Raw genomic sequence first — 26318 nt, forward strand, 5'->3', positions numbered from 1 at the left:
AGCCGCGACGCCGACGGCGATCACGAGCGCGGCGGCGGCAAGCGCCTTGGGCTTGGGGGAGATGGCGGATGACATGGCGATCGTCGCTCAGTGCGAGGAAGGAGGTTGCGGGGCCCACGGCGGTGCGATTCGCACCGGCAGCAGCGGCACGAGCAGCAGCAGGACGGCGGCGACACAGGCGGCCAGCCGGTACAGGTCGGCCGAGGCCAGCACCAGCGCCTGCTCGTGCAGCCGGTGCGCGAGCGGGGCGAGGCCGGTTGCGTTGTCGAGCACGGCCCCGGCGCTCAATTGCGCCCGGTTGCCGAGCTGGTCCACCAGCCGGTTCGAATGCAGGTGTTCGCGGGCCGTGCCCAGCGTCTCGAGCAGGCCGGTGGCCAGCGCTGCCGAAAAGGTTTTCAGGGAATTGAACATGGCCGACGCGAACGGCCCTTCGGCGGGCGGCAGGCCGGTGGTGACGCCCATCAGGATCGGTAGGATCAGCATCGGTTGCGCGACGATCTGGAGCGACTGGAGCCAGTAGAAGTCGTCGCGGATCCACTCGGCCGTGATCCGGCTGCCGGCGATGCAGGTAAGCGCCATCAGCAGGCAGCCGGTGGCCAGCACCCAGCGCGAATCGACCCACCGCAGGTTCAGGAGCGTAGCCGTCAGCGGCAGGCTGAGCAGCAGCGGCACGGCGACCAGCAGCGACAGCGGCGCGGTCTGCAGCGGCCGGTAGCCGTGCACGCCGGCAAGATGGTGGCCCGGTATCGCGGCCACCGCAGTCAGCAGCATCACCGCGCCGGCCAGCGTGAGCAGCCCGTGCGTGAAGTTGCGGCGCGCCAGCAGTTGCAGCCGGAAGAACGGCAGCGGATGAAACCATTCGTTGACGAGAAAGGCGACGAGCAGGGTCAGGCCGCCGGCCACCAGTGCACGAATGGCCGCCGACTCGAACCAGTCGAGGCGGTCGCCCTGCAGCAACGCAACGACGAGCATCGCCACGGCCGGGAAACCGGTCAGGAATCCGGACCAGTTGAAGGCGCGCAGACGTTCGGGCTTCGTCGTATCGGCGGGCAGGCCGTAGGCGATTGCCGCGCAGCAAGCGATGCCGAGCGGCACGATTTGCCAGAACGCCAGGCGCCAGTCGGCGAATTCGGTCCACAGCGCCGCGAGCGGCGTGCCGAGCGCAGGCCCGAAGGTCGCCGTCATCGCATACCCAGCGAGCCCGTACAGCTTCGCTTTCGGCGGCAGGTAGCGCAGCGCCGCGATGATCAGCATCGGCGGCAGGCAGCCGCCCGCGATGCCCTGCAGCACGCGCAGCACGGTCAGTGCGGCGAAGCCCGGCGCGAACGGGCACAGCACGCCGAGCATCAGCGTCGCCAGCACGGCACCGATCGTGAAGCGTTTCAGCGTGAAGGTGACGCCGAACCACGGCGCGAACACCATGGTCGCGACGTTGGCCGCCTCGAACAGCGCGGTCAGCCAGGTGCTGTCGTCATGGCCGATCGAGAAGGCGCCGAGAATGTCGGCCATCGCGGCGGCGGTGACCTGTTCGTTGAGGATGGCCAGCAAGGACGCGAGCAGCATGCCGACGAGGCCGGTTGCGAGGCGTGGCGTCAGGATGGACGGCGCCCCGGCGCCGGCCTGCGGCGCAGGCGTCGTGGCGATGACCGGCAAGGAAACGGTATTCATGATGTCGAGTGTTTCGAATGGGTTCGGATTGCGCGGGGTCTGGCGGGCGGCGATCACGAAATCGCCACCGTGAAAGCACGATACATCCTTCCGGATTTGCCGATAATTGGTCTGATTCGGGAATCATCATCTCGAAATTCGGGAGGGGATGCGCGTAAAAAAACGCCGACGGATTCCCGTACGGCGTGCGTGTCTGGCGATGGGAAAACGGGCAACGGCATATGGGCTCGTTCGCGGCGAACCCGAGGCCCGGTGTGGCGGGTCAGAGTTCGCTGTCGATGCGCGCGATGAAGGTGGCGATGGCGGTTTCGTTGCGGGCGACGAACCGCCACTGACCGACCTGCGTCGCGACAAGCAGGCCGGCCGCGCACAGCAGCGCGATGTGGGCCGATACCGTCGATTGCGACAACCCGCTGCGTGCCACGATCGACGACAGCGGTACGCCGTGTTGCGAGCGCAGGCACGCGGCGTCCGCCCACGACGGATCGGGCGACTTCAGCCAGCGCAGCACATTCCGCCGAAACGGATGCGCCAGCGCCTTGTGAGCGAGGTCGACGTCGATCATGACGCGCGCCGGCTCAGCGCCGTTCCCCGCCGCGATGCACGAGCGCGGCTGCGAGCCCGGCCGCGACGCCGAACGCGACCACGCCGTGCCAGCCGAAGTGGGCCATCAGCGCGCCGCTGATGATCGCGCCGAGCGCGCCGCCGACGAAGGTCGCGGGCAGTGAGAGGCTGTTGAGGCGGCCGTGGGCGTGCGGATCGGCGGCGACCGCGCGCGTCTGGTTCGCGACCAGGCCGGCCTGCACGCCGATGTCGAGCACGACCACGCCGATCACGAGCAGCGCGAGCGAGCTGCCGGCGCCGGCGAGGATCAGGTAGGACACCGTCACGATCGCAATGCCCAGTCCGATCACGCGCCGCGTGCCGATCCGGTCCGACGCCCGGCCACCGATCGTGGCGGCCAGCGCGCCTGCCGCGCCGATGATGCCGAAGCCGCCGGCCCATGCGCTGCCGAGGTGCCACGGGCCGTCGGCGAGCAGCGCTGCGAGATTGACCCAGAACGCATTGAATGCGGCCCACAGCAGCGCCTGCACGATCATCGATTCGCGGATCGGGCGATGTGCGCGGGCCAGCGTCCAGAGCGACGCGAGCAGCCGGCCATACGACAGCGTGGTGCTCGGCACGCCGCGCGGCAGCAGCCACGCGGCTGCGATCCCCACCGGCACCATGGCGATGGCTTCGACGGCATACACCGCGCGCCACCCGGCGTGCGCGGCGATCAGGCCGCTGACCGCACGGCCCAGCAGGATGCCGACCATGATGCCGGTGACGACCGTGCCGACGTTGCGTCCGCGTTCGCCGGGCGCCGACATCACGGCCGCGAACGGCACCAGTTGCTGGGGCACGCAACTGACCACGCTGAGCCCGAACGCGGCGCCGATCAGCGCCCAGACGCCCGGCGCGAGCGCGGACGCCACCGCGAACGCGAAAGCCAGCACGATCTGGCCCAGCACCAGCTTGCGCCGGTCGTAGCGATCGCCGAGCGGCAGCAGCAGCGCCAGCCCGGTCGCGAAGCCGAGCAGCGCTGCGCCGGCCACCAGGTCGGCCGTCGCCGACGTGACATGCAGGTCCTGCGCGATCAGCGGCAGGATCGGCTGCGTGCAATAGATGTTGGTCACGACCGCGCCGGCGATGGCAGCCATCGCGACGATCTTGCCGCGCGACGCGGTGGCGGGCGGCGTGGCGGCACGCGGCGCAATGGGCGGCATGCCCGATGCGGCAGGGAATTCGTTCATGGCAGGCTCCTTTTTCATGGCGATCGGCCGTCGCGGACAACGGAATCGGCCGGCGACGACGAGGTGAAAGGAGCGTACTGCCTTGCACTGGAAAAGATAATCCATCAGAATCTGGAATCATCTTTCTGAAAATTGAGAGGCAACATGAACCGCCTCGAGTCGATGTCGCTGCTGGTGGCGGTGATCGATGCCGGCAGCATGTCGGCCGCCGCGCGCCAGCTCGGCATTCCGCTGGCGACCGTGAGCCGCAAGGTCGCCGAGCTCGAGTCCTACCTGAATACGCGGCTGCTGCATCGCACGACGCGGCAACTGTCGTTGACCGAGGCGGGCGAGTCCTACGTCGCCGGTTGCCGGCGCATCCTCGACGACATCGCGGAAACCGAGCGCGCCGCCACCGGCGAATACGCGGCCCCGCGCGGCGAGCTGATCGTCACCGCGCCGATCGTGTTCGGGCGCCTGCATATCGTGCCGGTGGTGGCCGCGTTTCTCGCGCAGTATCCCGAGATCGACGTGCGGCTGGTGCTGACCGATCGCGTCACGCACCTGATGGAAGAGCAGATCGACGTCGCGTTGCGAATCGGCGAGTTGCCCGACAGCAGCTTCATGGCGACCCGCGTCGGCAGTGTGCGCCGCGTGATCTGCGCAAGCCCGGCGTATCTGGCTGCGCATGGCGCACCTGCCGAACCGGCCGACCTGGCGCGGCATCAATGCATCACGTTCGAGGTGCTGGCGTCGCGGCGCGCGTGGGTGTTCGACGGCGAGAAGGGCGAGCTGACGGTGCCCGTCCACTCGCGCTTCGCGGTGAATACGGCCGAGGCGGCCATCGATGCGGCAGTGCTCGGCGTCGGGCTGATCCGCGTGCTGTCGTATCAGGTTGCTCAGGCGTTGCGCGATCGTACGCTGGACGTGGTGCTCGATACGTTCGAATCGCAGCCGCTGCCGGTCAGCCTGGTGCACAAGGGGCAGGCGCCGATGCCGCTGAAGCTGCGGGCGTTTCTCGATTTCGTGGCGTCGCGGCTGCGCGAACGGATCGTGGGGCTGGGGGCGGGTGGCTGATCGTCCGGTAACGGCGTCGGGTGGCTGGCCACCAACCATTTTGATGCAAGCCTGACGTGACTCGAAGGTGGACCGGAAATCCATGCATCACGGGGTAGCGGTGTAAGCCTGAACTGCAATTCGCGCACTATTGAAGATTATCGAATTGCCAATGTCAATCGAATGCGCGACTTGAGAGAAGGTGTCATGCGCCTAAAAATAGAGTTCCGTAAAACTGGCGGAATTTCGGTGGATGCTTTGGGGCGTTGATCGTGATGGGTAATGCATAAGAATATTCATTTGGCTTGCGGGAAAGCCACAGTTCGTCACTATTTTTAAAGCTTGTTGGTGGGTTGCCTGAATTCATTCGCCCCCGAGTTTCATGCGGCGACGCCTAATTTCCCCCTCAATTTCGTATTCGTCTTATTGTCCAATTCCGTCCGATGGCGGTGAAATGGATGGTATTGGTTGGTCGTCAAAAATAGTTTCGATTGGCTATTTTTCGCTATGGATTTATCGATGTTTTTAGGACTCCAAGACTCATTCTGGGATCGTAAATTTCTGTCGATCTCGACACTCAACAGAAAGTCGTAATTTTTATGATTAACACATACGTGGTCTCCGCGTTTAGATGCCTGGTTCTGGCCGAACGCGTTCTGCACGAAACGGGGTATGCGCATGAGTGGGGAGGTCTTGCTGAAGGTACTGCGCGGACGCTACACGCAGTTCGATCGCATCGTCAAACTCGACACGCCACTCGGCGACGACTGGCTCACGCCGTTGTACGTCAAGATCAACGCGCGGCTCGGGCGCAATTTCGAGGTGACCGTCGATGCCTCATCGGTCGTCGGCGACAAGATCAAGCTTAACGCCCTGATGCTGCAACCCGTCACGCTCTGGATTCACCAGACCGACGGCGGCTATCTGCCGATTCACGGTTACGTACAGCAGGTGCATCGCCTGGGGAACGACGGTGCGCTGTCGTATTTTCAGCTCCGCTTCGCTTCGTGGTTGAGCTTTCTCAAGCTCAGCAGCGATCGGCGCGACTGGCAGGAAGCCGGCGGCTGGCAGATTATCGCCGACGTGTTCGACAAGTATCCGCAGGCGTCCGGCAACTATGGGCTGGAAGTGCGCATGGCGATGCGGTCGTATTCGCACCGTGTGCAGTGGGAAACCGACTGGAACTTCGTGCATAGAAGCCTGGAGGAAGTCGGTGTGTTCGCTCGCTTCGATTTCGCGAAGGACGGCAAGTCGCACAACGTCGTCGTGATGGACGATCTGTATTTCGGGCCGTCCCTGCCGAATCCGGAGATGAGGTTCAGCCACGCCGGAATCGACGAGGATTTCGACGGGCTCACGCAGTTGAGCGAACAGCAACGCGCACAAAGCGCGACGCTGACGATCGGCACGGTCGACTACAAGCGGCCGGATATCGACAAGCAGGTCAGCACGCCGGCGGCGGATCTGGAGGATTTGCCGGGTCAGGGTGAAGACTATCTCTATACCGGCTCCCAGACCTGGGCCGAATCCGACATCGGGCAACGGCAGGCCCGTATCCGCACCGAGGAATGGGCCTCGCGAGCAAAACGCTATTTTGCGATCGGCAGTCCGCGCTACGCGCTGCCGGGCTACTGGTTCAAAGTGTCGGGTCATCCCGTCCTGGATTCATTGCCGGAGGAGGAGCGCGAGCTGTCGATCATCGCGAGCGACTGGCTGATCCAGAACAACCTGCCCGGCATGGACGCGCTCATGCGGTTTCCGCGCAGCCTGCGCAGCGAGATCGAACAGGCCCAGTCGACCGGGGCCGGCGCGACCGTGAGTCACCGCGATGGCGGCGTCGGATTTTTTCACGTCGAGATCGAAGCGCAATGCCGCAAGACACCGTTCCGCAGCCCGTTCGAGCATGAGAAGCCGGAGATGCACTTGCAGACGGCGATTGTCGTAACCGGCGGTGACGAAGAAATCGTCACGGACGATGGCAACCGTGTGCGGGTCAGGACGTCGAACAGCCGGAACGAACGCAATACGAAATCGACGTCGTGGATTCGTGCGGCGATGCCGGACGCCGGCGCGAAACGTGGCGGTTACTTTCCGTTGCGCAAAGATGACCAGGTACTCCTCGGATTCGTCAATGGCGATTGCGACCGGCCGGTCATCATCTCCAGGCTACATGGGGGCGCGACGATGCCGGTATGGCATACGCATGGGCTGCTGTCCGGCTTCCGGTCCCGCGAATACGGTGGCGACGGTTTCAATCAGTTCGTCATGGACGATTCGAGCGGTCAGAACCGGGCTCATCTTTACTCGTCGAGCTACAGCTCTCACCTGCATCTGGGGTACCTGATCGAGCAGTCCGACAACACGCGCGGCTCGTTCGTCGGCAGTGGCTTCGACCTCAAATCGGAGGCACACGGCGCTATCCGGGCGGTTCAGGGCCTGTCGATCTCGACTCACCCGGCAGCGGTGCAGCCGATGAACGTGTCGGCCGCGACCGAGCAGCTCGCGGCTGCGGAAGCGGTATTCGAGATGGCATCTCAAGCGAGCGAAACGAATCGGGCCGAGAGCCTGCAGGGCGGCAGCGATGCGCTGAAAGCCTTTACCGAGATGACTCAGCACAGCGTTGCCGGGGCCGCAAAAGGCGGCCGCACGGCGGGCGGGGGAACGGGGAACGCCAGTGGCTTCGCGAAGCCCGCATTGTTGATATCGAGCCCGGCGGGCGTCGGGTTGTCTTCCCAGCAATCGGTTCACGCGACGGCAAATCAGCAGGTCAATCTGGTGGCGGGCAAAAACGTCAACGTTGCGGCCGGGAAGTCGTTTTTCGCGAGCGTCATGGACAAGCTCAGCCTGTACGCGCAAAACCTCGGGATCAAGATTTTTGCGACCGCGGGTCCCATCGAGATACAAGCCCAGAACGGCGCGTTGTCGATGCTGGCGCAGCAGGATGTCACGGTCGAGAGCGCATCCGGACGGCTGGTCCTGCGCGCGGAAAAGGAAATGATTCTGAACGTCGGTGGCTCGTATATCAGGATCACGCCGGACATGATCGAGAACGGCACATCGGGCCAGATTCTCGAGAAATGTGCGTCGTGGGACAAGCCGGGAGCGTCGACGATGACGCTGCGCGATCCGATTCACGGCACGCCCATCTCGCCTAATGGCGGTTACATGGACGACTTTTCCGGCTGATCGGGAAGACTTTGACGCACGATAACGACTTGCTCTTTTATTGTCATGACGAAGAAGCGCGCTCCGCATCATCCACCGAAGAAGCCTTCGCTTGCCGCAAAACTGCCTGAGCCGCCTCAATCTGCGCAGCCCGCGGACAAGCCTTTCGCATGGAGCTATCCGTTCCCGCCCGCGAGCAAAGATGATCCGACGGACCCCATGACTTACATGAAGGCGCTCGCGACCGCAGAGGATGGCTTTTATCCGCTCGGAGCAAGCGGCTACTGGCACGGTGGCATTCACTTCGGCGAGAAAACCGCCGCGGCCCTGAAACAAGGCGACGGCGTATGCGCCATCGCTACGGGTGAAGTCGTCGCATACCGGCTCGACTCGACATATCCCGAGTTGACGTACAACGAGCCCAAGCAGCACGAACGCTATGCGTTGTATTCGACGGGCTTCGTGCTGGTCCGCCATACTCTGACGCTCCCACCTGTACCGCAGAAGCCGGGCCCGACGCCAGCGCCTTCGAAAGCGGTACCGGCGTCGGCACCCGCAGGCGCTTCAGGGGCCAACGCGACGCCTCGGGCACCGGCCACCACGCTCGCACCGTCCAGCCCGCCGCCGGATGAAACGCTGACGTTCTTCAGCCTGTATATGCATACGCTCGATTGGGCCACCTACCAGGCAGCGCTCAAGCAGGCTAAAGCAGCGGGCGCGAATTCCAGGGCAACGAAGCTCCAGCCCTTTTCGTACTGGCAGACCGAGCGCATATATCGCGCGTTGAAGCCGAACCAGCAGGAGCTTCCGAAACCGAAGTCGACCAGCCATCCGGATGACGCACTGGAATGCGATATGAATTCGTTGCTGCCGGGTCCGATACGGGGTGCTCGGGTGCGTGCGATGCCGGATAACAAGAGCAAGATTTACGGCTTGCTGCCCGACGGCTCGGAAGTCATCCTGAACGAGTCCGACAATGGTGGCCACGCCGGCTGGGCGAAGATCTCCGAGGTTCGGTCCGGCACACCCGTGGGACCGGTCGTTGGTCGGGCGCCGGATGCCAATGTGTCGTGGGGCTACGTGTTCATGTCCGACTTGGCGCTCGTTTCCCAATCCGGTCCACTTGATCAAGTCGTAGTGCTGACAAAACCCCACAGCGTCAAGGCTGGCGAGGTCATCGCGCATATCGGTCAATACCAGCGATACCGGGAAGCGAAGCCTGTAAAACCCTTGCCTACCCGGCCGTTGCTGCACCTTGAAGTATTCGCGGGCCCCGATCTACCGGCGTTTATCAACAAGAGTCAGGCACGTGCGAAGCAATTGCCGGACCTTGATAAGCCGCTTCTGGAGATTCTGGCGGGTGCCAAGCTCGTGACGAAAGTTTTGCCACCGAACCACACGCTAGAGAAAGCCGGGTTGAAACTGGTGCCGGTGAGCGATCCGAAGTCGCGTTGGGTCAAGGTGCAACCGAAGACCGTCACGATGCCAGTTGCGCAACCAGCGTCGGCGGCAGCCGACAAAGGCAAGTCGAAGCATGCGCCCATGAAGAAACCGGGGGCGATCGAAACACCGGCGGGTGATCCGTTTTGGGTTGACGGCAGTCTGGCCAATAAGATGACCATTGGGCCGGTCCAGGGCTGGAAGGACTTCCCGTTGCACATGAGTCAGGCGGACGGACCTGGAACGGACTTCCGAGACGTGTTTCGGGTCGCTGACCTCGACAGGTACGATATTCAAAGCGTTGCGCGGGAAGATAAGGATGCAAGCGGCAAGCAGAAACGTTGGTGGAACATTACCGTCGGCACGAAAGACGGTGGAACCAGCCAAGGGTGGGTGCGCGAGGAAGATCATCCCAAGGTGAGTCTGTGTAGTCCATGGGACTGGCCGGGGTTCGAGCTTGTCGACAACAGTTCAGTGACACCTACCGAAATGTTCAAGCGGCAATTGTTCGTGGCTGGCTTGGCCGTTGGAGCAGATCAGGAACGCTTCAAGACGAGCGCCGATACCTTGGCTGCCAGTGAACTCATCCAGAAGCTGGAGAGGGCTATTGATGCCAATCACGATGGCAGTGTGACGGCGGCTGAGCTTGCAAATGCACAGAATGTGCAGTGGTCGGCCGAGGCGATCTCGCATATGGTCGTCAAGAGCGAGAGCGAATGGGGTGGCAACATGGCTCAGTGGGAGGCCCTCACTCCCTATATGAAGGCCATGTCGTGGAAATGGCAAAACGAGATGGAGCGGATCAAGAAGCTTCAATGGTGGGAGGATATTCAGTGTGCAGATACGAAGATTCTTCCCAAGGAGCCGAAGCCATGGCATCTGCATCCGATTGGGTTAATTGGGAATTTCATGGCTGGCTGTAGTGATAAATGTAAAACTGACGTGCTAGAGTTTCCTACTTCAGAGGGTTCTTATTATGCGTCCGTGGAAGGATTTCATCTTATTCTCGACACTGAGGGATATGGTTCAATTCCTTACGTACCTGGAGGGAGTCAAGATCAATCCAGCGGCGTGACAATTGGCTATGGTTACGATCTTGGACAGCAGCCGGATGCAACAGCTCGTAATGATTTGTCGGGATTTTTTACGGAAGCGGAAATTTCCAGACTATTAACTGCAATTGGAAAACGTGGAGATGCTGCGCGCGCCCTCATTCCATCTCTGAGCGATATAAAAATTTCAGAGCCAAAGGCGCTTGAGATGGCGAAAAATGTTAAGCGTCGCTATGCTCAGTTTACGGTTGATGCATTTCCCGGTGTTGTGAAATTGCATCCGCACTGCCAAGGCGCATTACTCAGTTTGGTCTATAACCGTGGATCAAGGCTTGAAGATAAACCCGGGCAGAAGTCACGAGTCCACATGAGAAATATTAAGGCGGCGATCCAGAGCAATAATTTGCCGGAAGTCGCCGCCCAACTTCGAGCAATGAAGGTTTTATGGGAAGGAGCTGGTGCTGACGGCCTACTCAAGCGACGCGATAGCGAGGCTGTTTTGTTTGAAAAAGGTATGAATTGTGATTGCTGGAGATAAGTAGGGATGAAATATATCGCCACTATTTTGATTGTGCTTGCGTCCGCGTCTGCATTTTCAAAGAATATTTGCAATGGCCAGACTAACGTAGAGATAACGGGATGTGTGCAAGAAAATTACAGATCTGCGGATAATGATCTAAACTCAATTTACGACAATGTCTTGGGAAAAATTCCATCTTCAAGCAAGAAAAGTTTCATTGCAACCCAAAGGGCATGGATCGCATACAAGGATAAATACTGCAATTTAGCCTTTGAAGCTACTGCCCCGGGTGCAGAGGCGCCGATTGATAAATGGTCTTGCTTGACGTCTGTAACAGAAGCTCGAGCAAATGAGATTCGATATTTTTACTCATCAATTGGGATGGATGACTTCAGGCGGTCGCTGGCCGTGATGGCGAACCTATATGAAAACGGTGATGCAAGCAGGGTGCTATCAAAGCTGGTGAAAAATACCCCGGACGGGGATGATCCTGACTGGTTAAAATACGTTAACTTAAATTGCAAAATGACGTCAGAAAAACTCCAGGAGGATCGTGAAACATGCATCGCGAGACTTAATTTCTATAAAAACTGGTGACCACGCCTTTCGTTTATGATGAATTTAATCCGCATCGGCGACGATACCGACCACGGCGGCAAAGTCGAAACCGGCTCCACGACCATGCTTTTCGACGGCCGCTACGTCGCCCGCAAGGGTGATCGCGTGTCGTGCCCCCAACACCCCGACGTATCACCTAACGTCATCGAGGAAGGCGATCCGTCTATGACAGATAACGGCGTTCCGATCGCACGACACGATCATCGCGGCACGTGCGGCTGCCATCTCATTTCAAGCCTCGTTTGATCCTGAGATTGAACACGCGGTGCTGCGTCGACAGCGATCGTCGGTTACGTATCGATTTCAGCGCTCACAATGCTTAACGCTATGTGCCCGGCACGGGTGTCGTGCCGGGTCCTGGCGGCCTGGAGCGTCACTCAATACCCCGACTCGCTCCCCCCCTGATCGGAAACGATCGCCACCCCCGAGCTGGTGCCGAGCCGCGTCGCGCCGGCCTCGATCATCGCCAGCGCGGCCGCGCGGTCGCGTACGCCGCCCGATGCCTTCACGCCGAGCACGGGGCCGACCGTGCGGCGCATCAGCGCGACATCCGCGAGCGTCGCGCCGCCGTGGCCGAACCCGGTCGACGTCTTCACGAACGCGACGCCGAGATCGCGGCACATCTCGCACACGCGCACCTTCTCGTCGTCGGTCAGCAGCCCCGTTTCGAGGATCACCTTGAGCGGCACCGCGCCGCATGCGCGGCGCACGGCGTCGATGTCGGCCTTCACGTCTTCGGCGCGGCCGCTTTTCAGCGCGCCGAGGTTGATCACCATGTCGATCTCGCCGGCGCCTGCCGCAATCGCGGCGGTAGCTTCAAATGCCTTGGCGGCCGACAGCCCCGCGCCGAGCGGAAAGCCGACCACGGCACAGACGAGCACGCCGGTATCGGCCAGCTCGCGCGCGGCGAGCGGCACGTTCGCCGAATTCACGCAGACCGAGTAAAAGCGATGCTCGGCCGCCTGGCGGCAGAGTTCGCGGATCTGCGCGTCGCTCGCGTCGGGCGCGAGCAGCGTGTGATCGATGGTTTGAGCGAGTTGGGCGTTGGAAAGCGGCATGTGTCAGGACTCCACGGATCGTGCGCCGGAAGGGCACACGTAAAGTTGATGTTTTCACATCGGTTTGTTACAAATACGACATTCCAGCCGGGCCCGCGCGCCCGGCACGACAAGCGACGGATGCGACGGGCACGCAGGATACTGGCATGGAAACGAAGAAAGGCGAACGGATCAAGACATTGATGAACGTGCTGCAAGGGCAGAACGCGATTCATCTGAGGGAAGTCGCGGAGCTGTTCGGCGTCTCCGAAATGACGATCCGCCGCGATCTCGCGGACAACCCGCACGGCTTGAGCCTGATCGGCGGCTACGTGACGCGCCACTTCGCCGCGCAGCGCAGCGACATCGGCGAGTACGTGGTCAGCACCGAGAACGATCGTCAGACCGAGGAGAAGCGCCGCATCGGCAAGCTGGCCGCGCAGTTCGTGACGACCGGCGACACGATCTTCGTCGACTGCGGCTCGACCACGCCGTTCGTCGTCGATTTCATTCCGGACGACCTCGAATTCACCGCCGTCTGCAATTCGCTGAACGTGTTCGCGAAGCTGCAGCAGAAGCCGCATTGCAGCGTGATCCTGTGCGGCGGCGCGTACCACCGCAAGAACATGGTGTTCGAGTCGGTCGCCGAGACGGGCATCCTCGACACGGTGCGCGTGTCGAAGGCGTTCATCTCCGCGGCGGGCGTGAGCGACCGCTGTGGCGTCACCTGCTTCAACTTCCACGAGGTCGACGCAAAGAAGAAGGTGATGGCGCGCGCGCAGAACCGCTTCCTGCTCGTCGACCACACGAAGTTCGACGAAGTGCGCGCGGCCTATTTCGCCGAGCTGACCGACTTCAACTACGTGATCTCGGACGAGCAACTGAGCAGCCGCTACGAAACGGCGATCCGCGAACACGGGATCGCGCTCGTGACCTGACGCAGCACGGCCGCGCATCGCTTCACGCATGGCGTGCTTCCGCCGCGCTCAGGTAGCCGGTGACGACTTCGAAGCGGCGCATCGCACCTGGCGCGAGCGCCGCCACATGGCCTTTGCGGCGTTCGGTTTCATAACCCTCCGGCTCGCAGGTCGACGGCAGTGCGAATGCAGCGACCTGCTGGTCCGCGTTGTGCAGGATCCAGCGCGTCGCATGCGGGAATTGCGCGGGGCGGTACGCGGTGTGGAATGCGCCGCCATCCGGATGCTCGAGCAGGAAATGCGCGACGCCGTCTGTGTCCGTTGCCACGTCGTTCATGAAGAACACGATCTCCGGGTCGTACAGCGCGGGCGCATCGAGCGTATGAAGCCGTTCCGGTTCGTGCGCGAGCGTGGCCGTGTAGTCGCGCCATGCAGCGGTCGGCTTCACGTGCGCGGGCACGCTGTCGCGCAGCCGCAATCCGCCACGCGGCAGCGACTGCACGAAACGGCCGCCCGGCACGTACGCATAGTTCAGGTGCGCCATGTACATCAGGTCCATCGACGTGCCGCCGAGATTCGTCACGTCCATCGCGATCGTCATCTGCGCGTCGCGCTCGGCGAGCCGTACCGACGGGCGCGCCACATAGTGGCTGCCGAAACCCTGTACGTATTCGTATTCGCCGGTCACTTCGACGAATGCGCCGCGCGCATCCGCGCCGACGACGAGGCTCGCGCGATCCATCGGCGCGCACGGCATCTCGCCGTGCAGCGCATGCGTGTCGTCCGGCCCCGGGCAGCCGTTGCGCAGCAGCCCGCTGTGGAACATGAAGCAGCCGTAGGTATCGATGATCGATGCCGCGCGCTTCGGCTGACGGAACATGTGCTTCATCGTCAGGTCACGCCCGTCGAACTCGGCGGCCCAGATCATCTGGCCGAGGTACGGCAGCACGACGAGGTGGCCGCGACGGTTCTCGAGCTTCAGCGCCTCGACGCCGGACGGATACGCGAACGCGGTGACGGTGAGCCCGTCGGTGCGGTACAGCGTGCGCGGCGTGTCGCGGAAGTCGTCGCGCCGCAGTTCGATTTCGCCTCGCATGCTCATGCTCCCGACGTGTTGCGCGTGGCGGCGTAGCGCGCGGGCGCTTTGCCGTCGGCGGCGGCGTCGGGCGTCGCGGCCGGCAGATGGCGCAGGCAGTAGAAGCCGTAGTAGACGATCACGACGAAGCATACGAGCGGCACGACGAACGCGAGCTGCATGTTGCCGCCGGTGTGATCGGAGATCAGCCCCTGGATCAGCGGCACGACCGCGCCGCCGACAATGCTCATCACGAGGATCGAGCCGCCGTATTCGGTGTCCTTGCCGAGCCCGTCGATCGTGAGGCCGTAGATCGTCGGCCAGCACGGGCCGAGGAACACGCTTACGCCCACGGCGGCATAGACCGCCGTGATGTTGTGCACGCTGATCGTGTACGCAAGCAGCGCGATGCACAGGATCCCGTAGACGATCAGCACCTTGGCCGGACCGACGCGCTTCATCACGAGCGTGGCGATCAGCTTGCCGACGAAGAAGGCGAAGAACGTGGCAAGCAGGTAGTGCGACGCCCCGCGCTCGGTGAGGCCGGCGATCTGCATCGCGAGCCGGATCGTGAAGCTCCACACGCCGACCTGCGCGCCGACATACAGGAACTGCGCGACGACCCCCGCGACGAAGCGCCGGTTGCCGAGCAGCCGTGCGAGCGTGCCGCGCGCGTCGATCCGGTGCGTGGCCACGCTGGAGCCGTTGCCCTTGCAGGCCGGGTAGGGCGTGAGCGCGAACACGATGAACACGGCCACGAGCACGACGATCAGCCACTTGTACGGCTCGAGCGTGGCCTGGATCATCGCGAGCTGATGCACGTGCGCTTCGGCGGCCGACATCGCGGCGAGCTGCGCATGCGACGCATCGCCTTCCTTGAAGATCAGGAAGCTGCCCATGTAGACGCCGGCCATCGCACCGAACGGATAGAACGTCTGCGAGATGTTCAGCCGCCGCGTGCTGGTTTCGCGCGGGCCCATCAACGTCGAATACGAGTTCGACGCGGTTTCGAGGAACGACAGGCCGGCCGCGATCACGAACAGCGCGACGAGGAACATTCCGTACTTCGCCATCGACGCGGCCGGGAAGAACAGCAGGCAGCCGGTCGTGTAGAGCAACAGGCCGACGAGGATCGTCGTCTTGTAGCTGAACTTCTTCACGACGGTCGCGGCTGGAATCGCGAGGAAGAAGTAGCCGAGATAGAACGCGGACTGCACGAACGCCGATTCGAAATCGGACAGGAAGAACGACTTCTTGAATTGTGCGATCAGCACGTCGTTCAGGTTCGCGGCGGTGCCCCACAGCGCGAACAGGCAGCACAGCAGCGTGAACGCGAAAAGCGGCGTGCGGTTCAGGTAATAGCCGTCGGGTGTGTGTTCGATTCTGGCTCGGCCCATGGGTGTCTCCTTCCCAATTGTCTCGTCGATGAAGGCGCCGGTCAGAAGCCGGCGTCGCGGAGGAAGCGTTCGAATGTCGCGGTGTCGGCGTACGACTTCTGCGTGCCGAGGCCCGTGACCGAATGCGCGGCATACGCGGACGCGTAACGCATCGCGTCGAGCGCATCGCGTGACGCGGCATAGCAGCGCGCGAAGCAGCCGATATATGCATCGCCGGCGCCCGTCGTGTCGCGTGCGTCGACCGGTACGCCCGGCACGTGCCGCACGCCGTCGCGCGACACCAGCAGCGAACCGTTGCTGCCGAGCGTGACGAGCACGTGCTTGAGCCCGCGCGCGACCAGCGCTTCGGCGGCGCGCGCTGCGGTGTCGCGCGAATCGACCGGCATGCCCGACACGATCGCGAGCTCGGTTTCGTTCGGCACGAAGAATTCGACGGTGCGGATCCGCTCGAAATCGAGATCGGCCACCGCGGGCGCTGGGTTCAGCAGCACGGGAATGCCGTGCCGCGCGCCGAACTCGATCGCGTGATAGACGGTGTCGAGTTCGATCTCGAGCTGCAGCACGATCAGCGCGCATTCGGCGAGCTGAGGCGCGGCCGCGTCGATGTCGGCCGGCGTCAGGTGGCGGTTCGCGCCCTTGACGATCAGGATGCTGTTGCTCGAATCGGGTTCGACGAAGATCGGTGCGACGCCGCTCGGCACGCCGGCGACCTTGCGCACGTGCGTGGTGTCGATGCCTTCGCGCTCGAAGTTGCGGATCGTGTTGTCGGCGAATACGTCGTCGCCGACCTTCGTGACCATCACGACGCGCGCGCCGAGGCGGGCGGCCGCGACAGCCTGGTTCGCGCCCTTGCCGCCGCAGCCGAGCTCGAAGTTCGGTGCTTCGAGTGTCTCGCCCCGGGCGGGCATGCGTGCGACGTAGGTCACGAGGTCGACCATGTTGCTGCCGATGACGGCGATTGTCTCCATCTGCGTCTCTTCCTTGGTATGGGTGCGCCGCGCGCGTGGTCGGCGGCGGCGTGCAAGATACGATAATAAAATCACATTAAATGTGAGAATGCAATCATTTGATGTTCGGAGGGTTACTTTCCAGGTCGGCGCGCGTGCGGCGGCTTCTCGGGGAAATCGAGGCTTCTGCCAGTTTTATTGTCTGATGTCGCACAAGGGTGGCGAGGCGAGAACCCGGTGCTACGGGGGGCTGCTGGAGGAAGTCGTGCCGACTGGGCGCATGGGTTGCCGGGTGTGACGGGCCGGCTCGACAGAGCCGGCGGTGTCGAGGCGGGCGCGTTCGTGCGGGCGCGTCCGGCGCTTACGCGTACGTGGCGATCAGCTTGTCGAGATTGCGCTGCGCGCGCGGCGTGAGCGGCGCGAATTCCGCCGATTGAAACAGCGGGACCTGTGCGCGCAGATGTTCGAGCGCCTGCCTGCGGCCGGTGCGAAATGCTGCCGACGGCGCATCGGGATCCTGCGCCCACTCACGTGCGATTGCACGGTCGTATTCGCGCAGCCGATCGGGCGCGGCCGCGAGGATCGCGAGATCGGCGTCGAGAAAAATCCGCCCGGCGCGCTGCAGGTTCGGATCGGATGCGAACGTATCGGGCAGACGATGCGACTTCGTCGCGAGCACGAGATCGTGCGCAACGGATACGTGCGAAGCGTGCGCATGCAACCAGGATTCGCTGCAGTGGGTGTTCGTGACCTCCACGAGCCATTGCGCGCTGCGAGCTTCGTTATCCGAGTAATCCGGCAGCGTCGTCGCATACACGAAGTCGTGCGCCCATACCGCGAGTTCGATCGCTGGCCACAGCGGTTCCGCGCGATACGGCGCGAGATGCGCGAACAGCTCGGCCAGGTGTGCGAGCGTGTGGTAGTGGCGTTGCGGTTCGCGATATGCGTGCTCGACGAGCGGCCAGACGGCGGCCGTGCCGAAGCAGGCGTCGCAGGAGGCGCGCAGTGTGCGGGCGAGGTCGGGGGCGAGGTCGGTCATGGGTGGCGAGCGGCTCGGGCTGGCGATGCGCGCAGCATAGCAAACGCGGCAGCGCGGGCTGCATGAACGCAGGAGATTCGTCGCATGCGGCGCGCTGACCTGCGCTGCGGCACGACATAAGTCCGTGTCCGTCGTCTCGAGACACGGAGCGTCGGGCAGTGCGAGCGCCCGACGCGACATGTCGTGTGGTGTCGTGAAAGCGGGCGGGCCCAGGGGCGCGGCGCCTGAAGTCGGCGGCGATGCCCCGCGTCTCGCGCTGGCGATTGACACGTCGAAGTCGTTGGCGCAACGTCATGAACTGCACGAAGCCTTGCGCCGTGAAAGGCGATAGTCGTAGTGATACCGTCATCTGCGCGTTCCGTATCCGGGACGCGAGCGATGTGTGATCTCGATGGACGACAGGCAACCGATGCCGTCTGTCGAGACAATCTTCCATGATGGCGCATCGCAATGTGACTGGCGGGCTGCGAAACACGGCGCACGGGCCGCCACCGAATCGAACACGGTTGAACAGGTGAACCGATATGAATACTGGAACACATTCCCACCGGGCAGAACACTGCGCCCGCATCCGGACCGCGCTTCTCGATTTGCACCGGACCCTGGTCGAACTTGAGCGTCGCGAGTATGAGAAGACCCATGGGCACCAATCGGCCGGGGATTTTCTGCAGGTGATGGCCTTCGACGATTCGATGAAGTGGCTGGAGCCGCTCAGCCGACTGATCGTCATGCTGGACGAAGCGCTGGATCAAGAGGGTGAACTGGAGCTGACGCCGACGGTAGTCGTGGCAAGAACACGGGAATTGCTCAAACTGGACCGTGCGTCTACGGACGCATTTGCGACGCGTTATCTGTATCACTTCGACAACTCGGCGGATCTCGCGGTCGACCACACTGCGTTGTTGAAGCTCATCGGCAACGTTGCGTAGGCCATGCTCGAAACGCGTGGTCGACGTGCCTGGCGCGACCTCTACGCGTCACGCCGACAGCACGTGTAGCCGCTGCGATTTCGCATGAACAGGAAGCCACCGAGGGCAATCCCGATCGGCACAAGCCGTTGATCCGGACTACACGCACATGTCTGGTCCATTGCACGCGGATGGCTTTTGCATCGATCGTCAGGATCGAAGACGGGCCCGCCGCGTCCTGACCTCACGGGAGAGACGATATGGTTCTACGACAGATCATCGGCAGTTGGCGTGATGTGTCCTTCGAAGTTGCCGCATGGGATGGCGTCGGTGCAGAGGTCGATCTTTCCTGTGGTTGCATGTTCGCCCGCGAGGCGGCAGATGGGGGGCCGACGGGCGGACTACGCCATCTCGACCTCGTGCTGTCGGGGGCGCTCACAGGGTTGCGGCGCGAAGGTCACTTTCTGGCAGCGCCAATGGAAACACTGTTGATCAGCCGCCCGCCTGCGGGCATCGAAGCGGGCCGCGTGCTGTTGATCGGGCTCGGTGATCCCGCAAGCTGGACCATCGATGTCACCGCAGCTGCTGCCGCCACGGCCGCGCGAGCGGCGATGCAGCAGGGTTTGCAAAGTGCAGCCTTCGCGCCGAGCATACTCGACGGCGGGTTGACGAGCGCGGCTACCGACGGTATGCCGCACGCCATGGTGACGGCCGTGCTGGCCACGATAGACACACAATACCGGATCGCGGAACTGGGGCTCGCTGCGCGACCGTCACTGCGCCATTGGGTCTTCGATGTCGGCGCGTCCCGCTTTGACGGAGCTGTCGAACAATTCGGAAACGCACTGACGAGTGCACAGTCCCAGCGCTCGAAGTAGCGGAAGACCGATTCGGTTTGCGTGAAATGACGCGTCCTCAGCTGTATCAGGCTGGACTAGACCAAGCAGACAGCATCGGATCGTCTGACTCAGTTCGGCCAGGAGTAGTCGTTCGACACGATTGCCTAGATCGTCGACAATCCCGGGGAGCCAAGCGAACAAACCTGATCGAAGCACCTGAAAACACTACGTTCAATGGACACGAGCCACTTATGCTGATTTGGGCACCAACACGGAAATCCCTTGATGGCCGAGGCGAAAGCGAAGGTACGACCGTGAAGGTGGAGGTCGAACAACTCGAAGACGGAGTCTTTCTATTGATGCGGTACGAATCCCTGGACGCCCCATTTCCGACTTCGGATCACTTATTTATGTCCCTCGAAGAGGTATACGACGAATGTGATCGCGTCTATGGTATTGGTCGCGAGGATTGGCTTCAACGGTAACTACATCCGGACCGTCGCGCGCAGTCGTGGGACGCAGTACGGTCATGAGCAGTAGTTGGAAATTTGTCACAAATGCCGTTCTTCAGTGCATGTGTTTCAAATCACATTTGGTCTTTTGAAGGCCGACATGGATGCACTAGCCAAGGCACTGGTACTAGCCGTTTGCTACATCGATCAGCGGAGCAACTTGCACACCGAGGATGACGACGTGAACGCACTTGAGGAGATTGCATCTGCACTTGCAGTTGCATCGACAGTAGAGCGCAATGCCTTTTCCAGGATCGCAACGTCGCTTGGCTTCCCTGACCTGGTAGAGCAGTTTGGCTTGGACTCACTGCAATGACCGCCTTGCAAAAGCGTCACATCTCATGTGAGCAGATGTTGGGGCTGTGTGGATCAGTCCAGCGTTAGACGACGTGTCTCGGTGACCAGCGTCCGCTTTTGAGAATTCCCAAGGACCGCTCCGGGTCGATCACGGCCTTTGATGAGGTGACGTCCAAGCAATCTCAGACCCGATCTGACGCCGTCTGACAGATCAGGTCTAGACTTGCACACCTCAGTCGGCTCGTCGGGTCGTCCACCTCCACGTCCGCCGGCGGCGTGCAGCCGGCATCCATTCCTCGAACCACCGATGATCGCTGCCGTCGATCCGAATGGATTCGCCCAGTCGCACGCGGCAGCGCAGCAGCTTTTGACCTCGGACGCCAACTGCAAAGCGAAACTCGATCGGCGTTACCGCTGTCATTCCGCCTCGTGGCCGGTGGCGGATCGCGCGCTGGTGACGGCCATGTATGCCATGGTCGTGGACGCGAAGCCTGCCCCGGAAGATTGCTGACGAAACTGTCGTCGCAGCGCGGGCCGCGAACCGCGCGATACCGCGGACCGTAATGACCTGTCCGTCGGGCGCGTCTACACGTTCACGACGCCACGCCCGAGTTCGATCACGTGCCCACCGACGCCGATCGCGCCGGTTGAATCGACCGACAACCGCAGCCGGCAAGGCCGGCCGACGGCGTCACCCTGCTCGACCTGAAACGCGGCAGGCAGGTCGCGGTTCATCGCAAGCAGCCACCCGCCCAGATTCGCGCAGGCAGACCCCGTGCCCGGGTCTTCCGAAACGCTGCCTTGCTTCACGAAGAAGTAGCGTGACACCACCGTCCCCGGGCGCTCGGCATCGAATGCGAACACGTACGCGGTCTTGCGGCCGAGGCTGCTGGTCGGCCAGATATCGAGGCAGGCGCTGTCGGGCTTTGCGCGGCGCACGGCGGCCGGGTCCTTGAGTGCGACCAGCAACTGGTCGGCGCCGGTGTCGACCCAGATCGGCGGTGCGAGCAGATCGTCTTCCGAGAGCCCCAGCAGCGCCGCCATTTGCGCGTCGGGCAACTCGCACGGAGCCGTTTTCGGCATGCCCGCGTGCGGCGCGGTGAACGTCCACACGTGGTCACGCGCGATCACGTCGACCACACCGGCCTTGAACTCGAGCGCGAGATCGTCGCCCGCACCCAGCAGGTCGCGCACGACATGCGCGGTGCCGAGCGTCGGATGGCCCGCAAAGGCCATCTCATAGCCCGGCGTGAAGATGCGAACCCGCGCATGTGCGCGCTCCGACGGCAGCACGAAGGTCGTTTCGGACAGGTTGAACTGCACCGCGAGTGCCCGCATGGTTGCGTCGTCCATGCCGCGCGCATCGTCGAATACGCAAAGCGGGTTGCCGCCGAAAGTCGATTCGGCGAAGACGTTCAGCAGGCGGAAAGCATAGGCGGTCATTTGACGCTCGCGTGAGTGGGGGAATTGCCGTACCAGGGCGGGGTGCGCGCGGCTCGATGCACCGGCAGCCGCGCAGCGTCGCATGGGTCAGCTCGACTTGTCGAGCGGCGCCAGCATCGCCTGCATGTCAGGGTGCTTCAGGATCTTCCGGTACTCCGCCGGACTCATTGCATCGATCAACACGCGTCCGCTCACGTCCGCCTTGATGTACTCGACCGCGAGCAGTGCGATGACCGAATTGGTCGTCAAGGTGGCGTGATCGGGTGAATGATCGCCGAATTCCGCCACCACTGCCTCGGTGTCGTCCGCCACCGCGACGGCGAGCCGGCGACCGGACAGCCTGAGCCGCGCGCTGGCGCCGCATTTGGCCATGTCGTAGTGGCGCGGCCCGTTGAGCGTGCGAGTGCCGTAAATCGCCACGTGCGTGTCGACGCCCCGTGCCGCGGCGGCCTCGAGCAGCGGCCCGAGGTCGTCGATTTCTTCGTCCCAGACGCCCGCGAAGATCTGCGTTTTCGCATTGACGATGACGCGCGCGAAGGCGCTGGCGATCGCTTCCCGCCCGCTCAACGACCAGACGAGCCCCGGCTCCTGCTGGACCGGCAGCCGATCGAGCGCGCCCGCGGCCAGTTCGAGATCCGCATTGAAGCGCGTGCGCAAGTCCTCGAGCAACGACCGGTGGGGCACGGCCGCATAGCGGACGGGTTCCGACCGGTTGACGAGCACCGCCCCGCGCGTTTCCAGGCGACCCAGGGTTTCGTAGATCTTCGATGGCGGCATGCCGGCGCGCCGGCCGACTTCCGCACCCGTCAGCGCGGCCTGCCCGACGAGGGCCGCGTAGGCCTGCGCCTCGTACTGGGTGAATCCAAGCCGGATCAACGACGTGATCAGCTCCGTGTTTTCGCTCATGTGTATCGGCTCCTGCGCCCACGACGACCTGCATGGGCTCCTTGATTAACTACTGGAGTAGTATACAATCGCCCGAACTTACTACCCAAGTAGTAGGCGATGGTTCTCAACCTGACTGGAGGGATCTTCAAGATGCGTAAACGGATCAGTACCGGCTCCCCGTGGGAGCCCAAGGTCGGCTACTCGCGCGCGGTGGTCGTCGACAACACCATCTACATTTCGGGGACGGCCGGCAAAGGTGCGGACGTGTACGCGCAGACACGCGATGCGCTGGCGACGATCGACCGTGTGCTGGCGGACAGCGGGTTCGCGTTGTCGGACGTTGTCCAGAGTCGCCTGGTGGTGGCGGACTTCGACAACTGGGAAGCGGCGGCGCGCGCGCACGGGGAAATCTACGGCGATATCCGGCCGGCGTTTTCGCTGGTGCACGCGCTCCCGTTCGTCGATCCGGACATCCTGGTCGAAGTCGAGGCGATCGCGGTCAGGGCCGCGGCATGACCATCGCCGGCAACCGCGTGCCGCTGTCCCGCGCCGCGACGGCGGTGCTCGCGCTGGCGGCCGGCGTGGCGATCGCGAACGGCTACGCGTTGCAGCCGTCGCTGTCGGCCATCGCGAGCGAGTTCGGCGTGGCGGCGTCGCGCATGGCGGCCCTCGCGTCCGTGACGATGCTCGGCTATCTGGTCGGCCTTGCATGGCTGGTGCCGCTGGTTGACCGGTTCAGTCCGCGCGTGCTCGTCTCGACGCAGATGGGCGTGCTCGCGTTGCTGCTGGCGTGCGCGTCGTGGTCGCCCGGGCCGCTCGCGCTCGACGCCGGCTTCTTTCTGGTGGGCGCGGCAACGACGGTGGCGGCGCAATGCAGTGCGGTTGCCGGCAAACATGCGGATCCGCAACGACGCGGCGTGGCGATGGGGGCCGTGTCGGCGGGCATTTCCGCCGGGATCCTGTTGAGCCGTTTCGTGGGCGGTGTGCTGTCGCAATGGTGCGGATGGCGCGGCGCATTGCTCGCGCTGGCCGGGTGCGTTGCGCTGGCCGCGATCGGCGCTGCGGTGCTGTTGCCCGGCGGCCGGCCGGAAAGGCTGCCCGGCCGTGCGAGCGCGATCGGCGCCATTCCGCGGTTGCTGCGCGACTGCGCTGAGTTGCGGCGCCGTACCTGCGCCGGCATGCTCTGGTTCTTCGCGTTCAACCTGGTCTGGGTGGGGCTCGCGCTTCGCCTGGCCGAGCCGCCGTATCGCCTCGGTGCCGCGGCGATCGGTGCGTACAGCCTCGCGGGTGTGCTGGGCCTCGGCGTGACGCGTGTGGCGGGAAAACTCGCCGACCGATTCGGCGATCGCGCGGTCATCGGGGGCGGGCTCTTCGTGGCGGCCGTGTCGGCCCTGCTGCTTGCGGTTTCGCTCGGTCGTCCCGGATGGCTGGGCGTGGGGCTGGCCATGTTCGATGCCGGTTGCTTTGCCGCGCAGGTCGCGAACCAGACGCGTGTCGTCGCGATTGAGCCGGCTCGGGCCGGGGCATTGAGCGCAGCGTACCTGACGCTTTACTACGCGGCGGGTGCCGGCGGTGCGGTGGCGGCGGGGTTGCTCAACGCGCGAGTCGGGTGGGGCGGGATGATGCTCGTGACGGCTGCGGCAATTGCGGCGGCCGGGTGGATTGGTACTGCATCGACCCGCATCGATGCGCGGAGCGAGCCGACCTCCGCCGCTTGAGTACGGACACGACCTGCGTGCGCGCGTGCCCGATCCGACATTCATTTTTCGTGCATGATCGGGATGCTCCGTTGAGCGACGGCGATCCCGTTCCGGCATTCAACCGTCCGCAATGCTGGCGGATATTTTTACGCTGGAACGGATATTCACGCGCTTGCGCGTGTCATTTGCGATCGCATGCGAACGCGGGCTCATCGGATTGGCCACAACGACGCCGTGCCCATGCAACACGTGTCGGGTTCAGTGTCGCGCAGCGCGTGCCGGTTGCCGCACGCAGGAGGAAGACATGGAACCAGACAGAAGCATCCCGAATATCGGCGGCGGGTTGGCCGGCGCGCATGCGGAAGCCGGCTCGCCGCAGGCGCTCCTGGACGCGATCGTCCGTGGCGTGGAAGGCCGCGGCATCCCTGCCGGTACTGATTGGCCGACGGCAAAGCAAAGCCTCGCGGACAACGACGGGCAGTGGAAATTCTCGGCGGTGCTGGTCGCAATCGTCGCGCGGCGCGAGCCGACGATCCTGCTGACCAAGCGTGCGTCGGATCTCAGTGAATACTCGTCGCATGTGAGTTTTCCGGGCGGACGCCCGGCCGAGTCCGACCGCGATATCGGCGCGACCGCGTTGCGCGAGGCGTTCGAGGAAATCCGCCTCGCGCCCGATGCGGTTCGCGTGGCCGGCAGCTTGCCGATTCATCAAACCAGAAAGCGCCATCACGCGATCTTTCCCGTGATCGGCATCGTGCCGGAAACGGCGAAATGGGAGGCGGCGCCCGCGGAAGTCGCGGAGATCTTCGAGTTTCCGTTCGCCGCGCTGCTGAATCCGGATCTGCCGCGCCAATACACGGACGGCGAGCGCACGGGCGCGTGGTACTGGGCGGAGCAGACGCAGGACATCTGGGGCGTGACGGCGCTCATCCTGAAGTCGCTCGCGGGGCTGGTACGCGATGCCGTGCGCTGACGGCGTGCATGACGATCGGGTTCCTGCGCACGTCAATGCGACGACACGAACGCCGCATCCTCGAAGGCCGCCGGAATGGCGAAGCTTTCTCGCATGCGCTGCGTTTCCTTCGCCGGCGTCAGGCCGAACAGGCGCTTGAATTCGCGGCTGAACTGCGACGGGCTCGCATAACCGACCGCGTAGCCGGCCGCCTCCGCCGTCAGGTCCTCGCGCACCATCAGCAAGCGCGCCTGGTGCAGCCGCGTCGACTTCAGGTACTGCATTGGCGACACCTGCGTGATCGCCTTGAAGTGGCTGTGAAAGCTCGGCACGCTCATGCCGGCTTCGTCGGCCAGTTGCGGCACGTCGAGCGGCTGCGCGTAATCGGCGTGGATCACGCGCAGTGACCGGCCGATCCGGCCGAACTGTCCGCGCATCGCCAGCGCACTGCGCATCGCGCTGCCCTGCGCACCGGTGAGCACGCGGAAATACAGCTCGCGTAGCAGCGCCGGGCCGAGCACCGCGGCGTCGAGCGGTCGGTGCATCGCCTCGACGAAACGCAGCACCGACGCGTGCATCGTTTCATCCATCGGCGTCGACATCATGCTCCTGGGCACCTGCACGGGTTCCGCCGTGCCGGCGCGGTCGATCTGCGCCGCGAGTTCGGCGGTCATCGTGAAATCGAGGTGCAGATACAGCGCGAGCAGCGGGCGCTCGGACGTGGCGTCGGTTTCCATGCTGAACGGCACGGGCACGGATACCGCCAGGTAGTGATGTTCGTCGTACAGATAGCACTCGCCACCGAAGTAGCCGCGCTTGCAGCCCTGGCACACGATCACGATGCCCGGGTCGTACAGCACCGGCGTGCGCGACAGCGCGCGGTTCGAGCGCAGGATGCGCACGCTCGGCAGTGCCGTCAGGTTGTAGCCTTCATCGGGTGCCAGCGCGCGCAGCAGCGTCACCAGGCGCTTCCGGTCGCGCGGCGGCAGCGACGGGGATCGGGCGGAGGTGGAATCGGTGCTCATAGTTTTGTGCAAGAAAATCAGCGGAATCGGGCTTATTCGACGTGGTTC

24 protein-coding genes are annotated in these 26318 nt (G+C 63.5%); 13 read left to right on the plus strand and 11 right to left on the minus strand.

Translation table 11 applies throughout. From position 1 onward, the window contains the following. Positions 1-87: 87 nt before the first annotated feature. The 3 genes from G3N93_RS06450 to G3N93_RS06460 form a co-directional block, all read right to left on the minus strand. Positions 88-1668 carry an MFS transporter gene (locus G3N93_RS06450; RefSeq protein WP_206132575.1) on the minus strand — a complete coding sequence of 527 codons (1581 nt, stop codon included), beginning with the start codon at positions 1666-1668 and terminating at the stop codon, positions 88-90. Between the two features lie 262 nt (positions 1669-1930). Next, positions 1931-2233, minus strand: coding sequence for a helix-turn-helix transcriptional regulator (locus G3N93_RS06455; protein ID WP_206132576.1), 303 nt, complete (start codon positions 2231-2233; stop codon positions 1931-1933). A gap of 13 nt (positions 2234-2246) precedes the next feature. Further along, a complete protein-coding gene (locus G3N93_RS06460) occupies positions 2247-3464 on the minus strand; it encodes an MFS transporter (RefSeq protein ID WP_374196423.1) in 1218 nt (405 codons plus the stop codon). Positions 3465-3608: 144 nt separating this feature from the next. Here G3N93_RS06460 and G3N93_RS06465 point away from each other — a divergent pair, with 144 nt between their 5' ends. From G3N93_RS06465 to G3N93_RS06485, 5 genes are all read left to right on the plus strand, one after another. Further along, positions 3609-4520: a LysR family transcriptional regulator gene (locus G3N93_RS06465; RefSeq protein WP_206132577.1), complete on the plus strand. Its 912-nt coding sequence runs from the start codon at positions 3609-3611 to the stop codon at positions 4518-4520. A 657-nt stretch (positions 4521-5177) separates the two neighbouring features. Then, a complete protein-coding gene (locus tag G3N93_RS06470; RefSeq protein ID WP_206132578.1) occupies positions 5178-7685 on the plus strand; it encodes a type VI secretion system Vgr family protein in 2508 nt (835 codons plus the stop codon). A gap of 45 nt (positions 7686-7730) precedes the next feature. Beyond that, a complete protein-coding gene (locus G3N93_RS06475; protein WP_206132579.1) occupies positions 7731-10694 on the plus strand; it encodes a lytic transglycosylase domain-containing protein in 2964 nt (987 codons plus the stop codon). 6 nt (positions 10695-10700) lie between these two features. Further along, the gene (locus G3N93_RS06480; protein WP_206132580.1) at positions 10701-11273 is read left to right on the plus strand and encodes a lysozyme inhibitor LprI family protein; all 573 of its coding nucleotides are present in this window, start codon (positions 10701-10703) and stop codon (positions 11271-11273) included. Positions 11274-11288: 15 nt separating this feature from the next. After that, entirely contained in the window at positions 11289-11540 is a 252-nt protein-coding gene (locus G3N93_RS06485) for a PAAR domain-containing protein (RefSeq protein WP_206132581.1), read from the plus strand. A 131-nt stretch (positions 11541-11671) separates the two neighbouring features. Here G3N93_RS06485 and deoC read toward each other — a convergent pair whose 3' ends face one another. After that, positions 11672-12352: a deoxyribose-phosphate aldolase gene (gene deoC, locus G3N93_RS06490; RefSeq protein ID WP_206132582.1), complete on the minus strand. Its 681-nt coding sequence runs from the start codon at positions 12350-12352 to the stop codon at positions 11672-11674. Positions 12353-12498: 146 nt separating this feature from the next. Between deoC and deoR the strand changes: the two genes are divergently transcribed. Then, complete coding sequence (gene deoR, locus G3N93_RS06495; protein WP_206121971.1) at positions 12499-13269, plus strand: DNA-binding transcriptional repressor DeoR; 771 nt, start codon at positions 12499-12501, stop codon at positions 13267-13269. 22 nt (positions 13270-13291) lie between these two features. Here deoR and G3N93_RS06500 read toward each other — a convergent pair whose 3' ends face one another. The 4 genes from G3N93_RS06500 to G3N93_RS06515 all read right to left on the minus strand — a co-directional run bounded on the left by G3N93_RS06500 (position 13292) and on the right by G3N93_RS06515 (position 17706). Continuing rightward, complete coding sequence (locus G3N93_RS06500) at positions 13292-14344, minus strand: aldose 1-epimerase family protein (RefSeq protein ID WP_206132583.1); 1053 nt, start codon at positions 14342-14344, stop codon at positions 13292-13294. Positions 14345-14346: 2 nt separating this feature from the next. After that, a complete protein-coding gene (gene fucP / locus G3N93_RS06505; RefSeq protein WP_206132584.1) occupies positions 14347-15720 on the minus strand; it encodes an L-fucose:H+ symporter permease in 1374 nt (457 codons plus the stop codon). Between the two features lie 41 nt (positions 15721-15761). Then, entirely contained in the window at positions 15762-16688 is a 927-nt protein-coding gene (gene rbsK, locus G3N93_RS06510; RefSeq protein ID WP_174938455.1) for a ribokinase, read from the minus strand. A gap of 340 nt (positions 16689-17028) precedes the next feature. Next, positions 17029-17706: a hypothetical protein gene (locus G3N93_RS06515; protein WP_206132585.1), complete on the minus strand. Its 678-nt coding sequence runs from the start codon at positions 17704-17706 to the stop codon at positions 17029-17031. Positions 17707-18230: 524 nt separating this feature from the next. Here G3N93_RS06515 and G3N93_RS06520 point away from each other — a divergent pair. The 4 genes from G3N93_RS06520 to G3N93_RS06535 all read left to right on the plus strand — a co-directional run bounded on the left by G3N93_RS06520 (position 18231) and on the right by G3N93_RS06535 (position 20773). Continuing rightward, the gene (locus G3N93_RS06520; RefSeq protein WP_041492431.1) at positions 18231-18635 is read left to right on the plus strand and encodes a hypothetical protein; all 405 of its coding nucleotides are present in this window, start codon (positions 18231-18233) and stop codon (positions 18633-18635) included. A 239-nt stretch (positions 18636-18874) separates the two neighbouring features. Beyond that, positions 18875-19492, plus strand: coding sequence for a M17 family peptidase N-terminal domain-containing protein (locus G3N93_RS06525; RefSeq protein WP_174984721.1), 618 nt, complete (start codon positions 18875-18877; stop codon positions 19490-19492). Positions 19493-20065: 573 nt separating this feature from the next. After that, entirely contained in the window at positions 20066-20281 is a 216-nt protein-coding gene (locus G3N93_RS06530) for a hypothetical protein (protein ID WP_206132586.1), read from the plus strand. Positions 20282-20569: 288 nt separating this feature from the next. Beyond that, positions 20570-20773, plus strand: a complete 204-nt coding sequence (locus G3N93_RS06535; protein WP_206132587.1) for a hypothetical protein — start codon at positions 20570-20572, stop codon at positions 20771-20773. A gap of 74 nt (positions 20774-20847) precedes the next feature. Here G3N93_RS06535 and G3N93_RS06540 read toward each other — a convergent pair whose 3' ends face one another. Together G3N93_RS06540 and G3N93_RS06545 are read right to left on the minus strand one after the other, a co-directional pair. Further along, positions 20848-21705 (minus strand): PhzF family phenazine biosynthesis protein, encoded by an 858-nt coding sequence (locus G3N93_RS06540; protein WP_206132588.1) that lies wholly within the window; start codon positions 21703-21705, stop codon positions 20848-20850. Between the two features lie 87 nt (positions 21706-21792). Further along, entirely contained in the window at positions 21793-22611 is an 819-nt protein-coding gene (locus G3N93_RS06545; protein WP_174932634.1) for a TrmB family transcriptional regulator, read from the minus strand. A gap of 132 nt (positions 22612-22743) precedes the next feature. Here G3N93_RS06545 and G3N93_RS06550 point away from each other — a divergent pair, with 132 nt between their 5' ends. From G3N93_RS06550 to G3N93_RS06560, 3 genes are all read left to right on the plus strand, one after another. Further along, positions 22744-23109 (plus strand): RidA family protein, encoded by a 366-nt coding sequence (locus G3N93_RS06550; RefSeq protein WP_174930331.1) that lies wholly within the window; start codon positions 22744-22746, stop codon positions 23107-23109. Next, positions 23106-24311, plus strand: a complete 1206-nt coding sequence (locus tag G3N93_RS06555) for an MFS transporter (RefSeq protein WP_206132589.1) — start codon at positions 23106-23108, stop codon at positions 24309-24311. Before G3N93_RS06550 ends, G3N93_RS06555 begins: the two co-directional genes overlap by 4 nt. A 286-nt stretch (positions 24312-24597) precedes the next feature. Continuing rightward, on the plus strand, positions 24598-25266 hold the full coding sequence (locus tag G3N93_RS06560) for a CoA pyrophosphatase (protein WP_206132590.1): 669 nt from the start codon (positions 24598-24600) through the stop codon (positions 25264-25266). 32 nt (positions 25267-25298) lie between these two features. Here G3N93_RS06560 and G3N93_RS06565 read toward each other — a convergent pair whose 3' ends face one another. Then, the gene (locus G3N93_RS06565; RefSeq protein WP_206132591.1) at positions 25299-26270 is read right to left on the minus strand and encodes an AraC family transcriptional regulator; all 972 of its coding nucleotides are present in this window, start codon (positions 26268-26270) and stop codon (positions 25299-25301) included. Positions 26271-26318: the final 48 nt, after the last annotated feature.

Source organism: Burkholderia sp. Se-20378 (assembly GCF_017104665.1).
In the GTDB taxonomy this organism is placed as follows: domain Bacteria; phylum Pseudomonadota; class Gammaproteobacteria; order Burkholderiales; family Burkholderiaceae; genus Burkholderia; species Burkholderia lata.

Excerpts from the sequence above, each read along its gene's own strand:
- G3N93_RS06545 (WP_174932634.1), bottom strand. The coding sequence starts at position 22,611 with ATGAGCGAAAACACGGAGCTGATCACGTCGTTGATCCGGCTTGGATTC.
- deoR (WP_206121971.1), top strand. The coding sequence starts at position 12,499 with ATGGAAACGAAGAAAGGCGAACGGATCAAGACATTGATGAACGTGCTG.
- G3N93_RS06450 (WP_206132575.1), bottom strand. The coding sequence starts at position 1,668 with ATGAATACCGTTTCCTTGCCGGTCATCGCCACGACGCCTGCGCCGCAG.
- deoC (WP_206132582.1), bottom strand. The coding sequence starts at position 12,352 with ATGCCGCTTTCCAACGCCCAACTCGCTCAAACCATCGATCACACGCTG.
- G3N93_RS06480 (WP_206132580.1), top strand. The coding sequence starts at position 10,701 with ATGAAATATATCGCCACTATTTTGATTGTGCTTGCGTCCGCGTCTGCA.
- G3N93_RS06535 (WP_206132587.1), top strand. The coding sequence starts at position 20,570 with ATGATCGCTGCCGTCGATCCGAATGGATTCGCCCAGTCGCACGCGGCA.
- G3N93_RS06555 (WP_206132589.1), top strand. The coding sequence starts at position 23,106 with ATGACCATCGCCGGCAACCGCGTGCCGCTGTCCCGCGCCGCGACGGCG.
- G3N93_RS06455 (WP_206132576.1), bottom strand. The coding sequence starts at position 2,233 with ATGATCGACGTCGACCTCGCTCACAAGGCGCTGGCGCATCCGTTTCGG.
- G3N93_RS06560 (WP_206132590.1), top strand. The coding sequence starts at position 24,598 with ATGGAACCAGACAGAAGCATCCCGAATATCGGCGGCGGGTTGGCCGGC.
- G3N93_RS06515 (WP_206132585.1), bottom strand. The coding sequence starts at position 17,706 with ATGACCGACCTCGCCCCCGACCTCGCCCGCACACTGCGCGCCTCCTGC.
- G3N93_RS06540 (WP_206132588.1), bottom strand. The coding sequence starts at position 21,705 with ATGACCGCCTATGCTTTCCGCCTGCTGAACGTCTTCGCCGAATCGACT.
- G3N93_RS06565 (WP_206132591.1), bottom strand. The coding sequence starts at position 26,270 with ATGAGCACCGATTCCACCTCCGCCCGATCCCCGTCGCTGCCGCCGCGC.
- G3N93_RS06520 (WP_041492431.1), top strand. The coding sequence starts at position 18,231 with ATGAATACTGGAACACATTCCCACCGGGCAGAACACTGCGCCCGCATC.
- G3N93_RS06465 (WP_206132577.1), top strand. The coding sequence starts at position 3,609 with ATGAACCGCCTCGAGTCGATGTCGCTGCTGGTGGCGGTGATCGATGCC.
- G3N93_RS06470 (WP_206132578.1), top strand. The coding sequence starts at position 5,178 with ATGAGTGGGGAGGTCTTGCTGAAGGTACTGCGCGGACGCTACACGCAG.
- G3N93_RS06460 (WP_374196423.1), bottom strand. The coding sequence starts at position 3,464 with ATGAACGAATTCCCTGCCGCATCGGGCATGCCGCCCATTGCGCCGCGT.
- G3N93_RS06485 (WP_206132581.1), top strand. The coding sequence starts at position 11,289 with ATGATGAATTTAATCCGCATCGGCGACGATACCGACCACGGCGGCAAA.
- G3N93_RS06500 (WP_206132583.1), bottom strand. The coding sequence starts at position 14,344 with ATGCGAGGCGAAATCGAACTGCGGCGCGACGACTTCCGCGACACGCCG.
- G3N93_RS06525 (WP_174984721.1), top strand. The coding sequence starts at position 18,875 with ATGGTTCTACGACAGATCATCGGCAGTTGGCGTGATGTGTCCTTCGAA.
- G3N93_RS06530 (WP_206132586.1), top strand. The coding sequence starts at position 20,066 with ATGGATGCACTAGCCAAGGCACTGGTACTAGCCGTTTGCTACATCGAT.
- fucP (WP_206132584.1), bottom strand. The coding sequence starts at position 15,720 with ATGGGCCGAGCCAGAATCGAACACACACCCGACGGCTATTACCTGAAC.
- G3N93_RS06550 (WP_174930331.1), top strand. The coding sequence starts at position 22,744 with ATGCGTAAACGGATCAGTACCGGCTCCCCGTGGGAGCCCAAGGTCGGC.
- G3N93_RS06475 (WP_206132579.1), top strand. The coding sequence starts at position 7,731 with ATGACGAAGAAGCGCGCTCCGCATCATCCACCGAAGAAGCCTTCGCTT.
- rbsK (WP_174938455.1), bottom strand. The coding sequence starts at position 16,688 with ATGGAGACAATCGCCGTCATCGGCAGCAACATGGTCGACCTCGTGACC.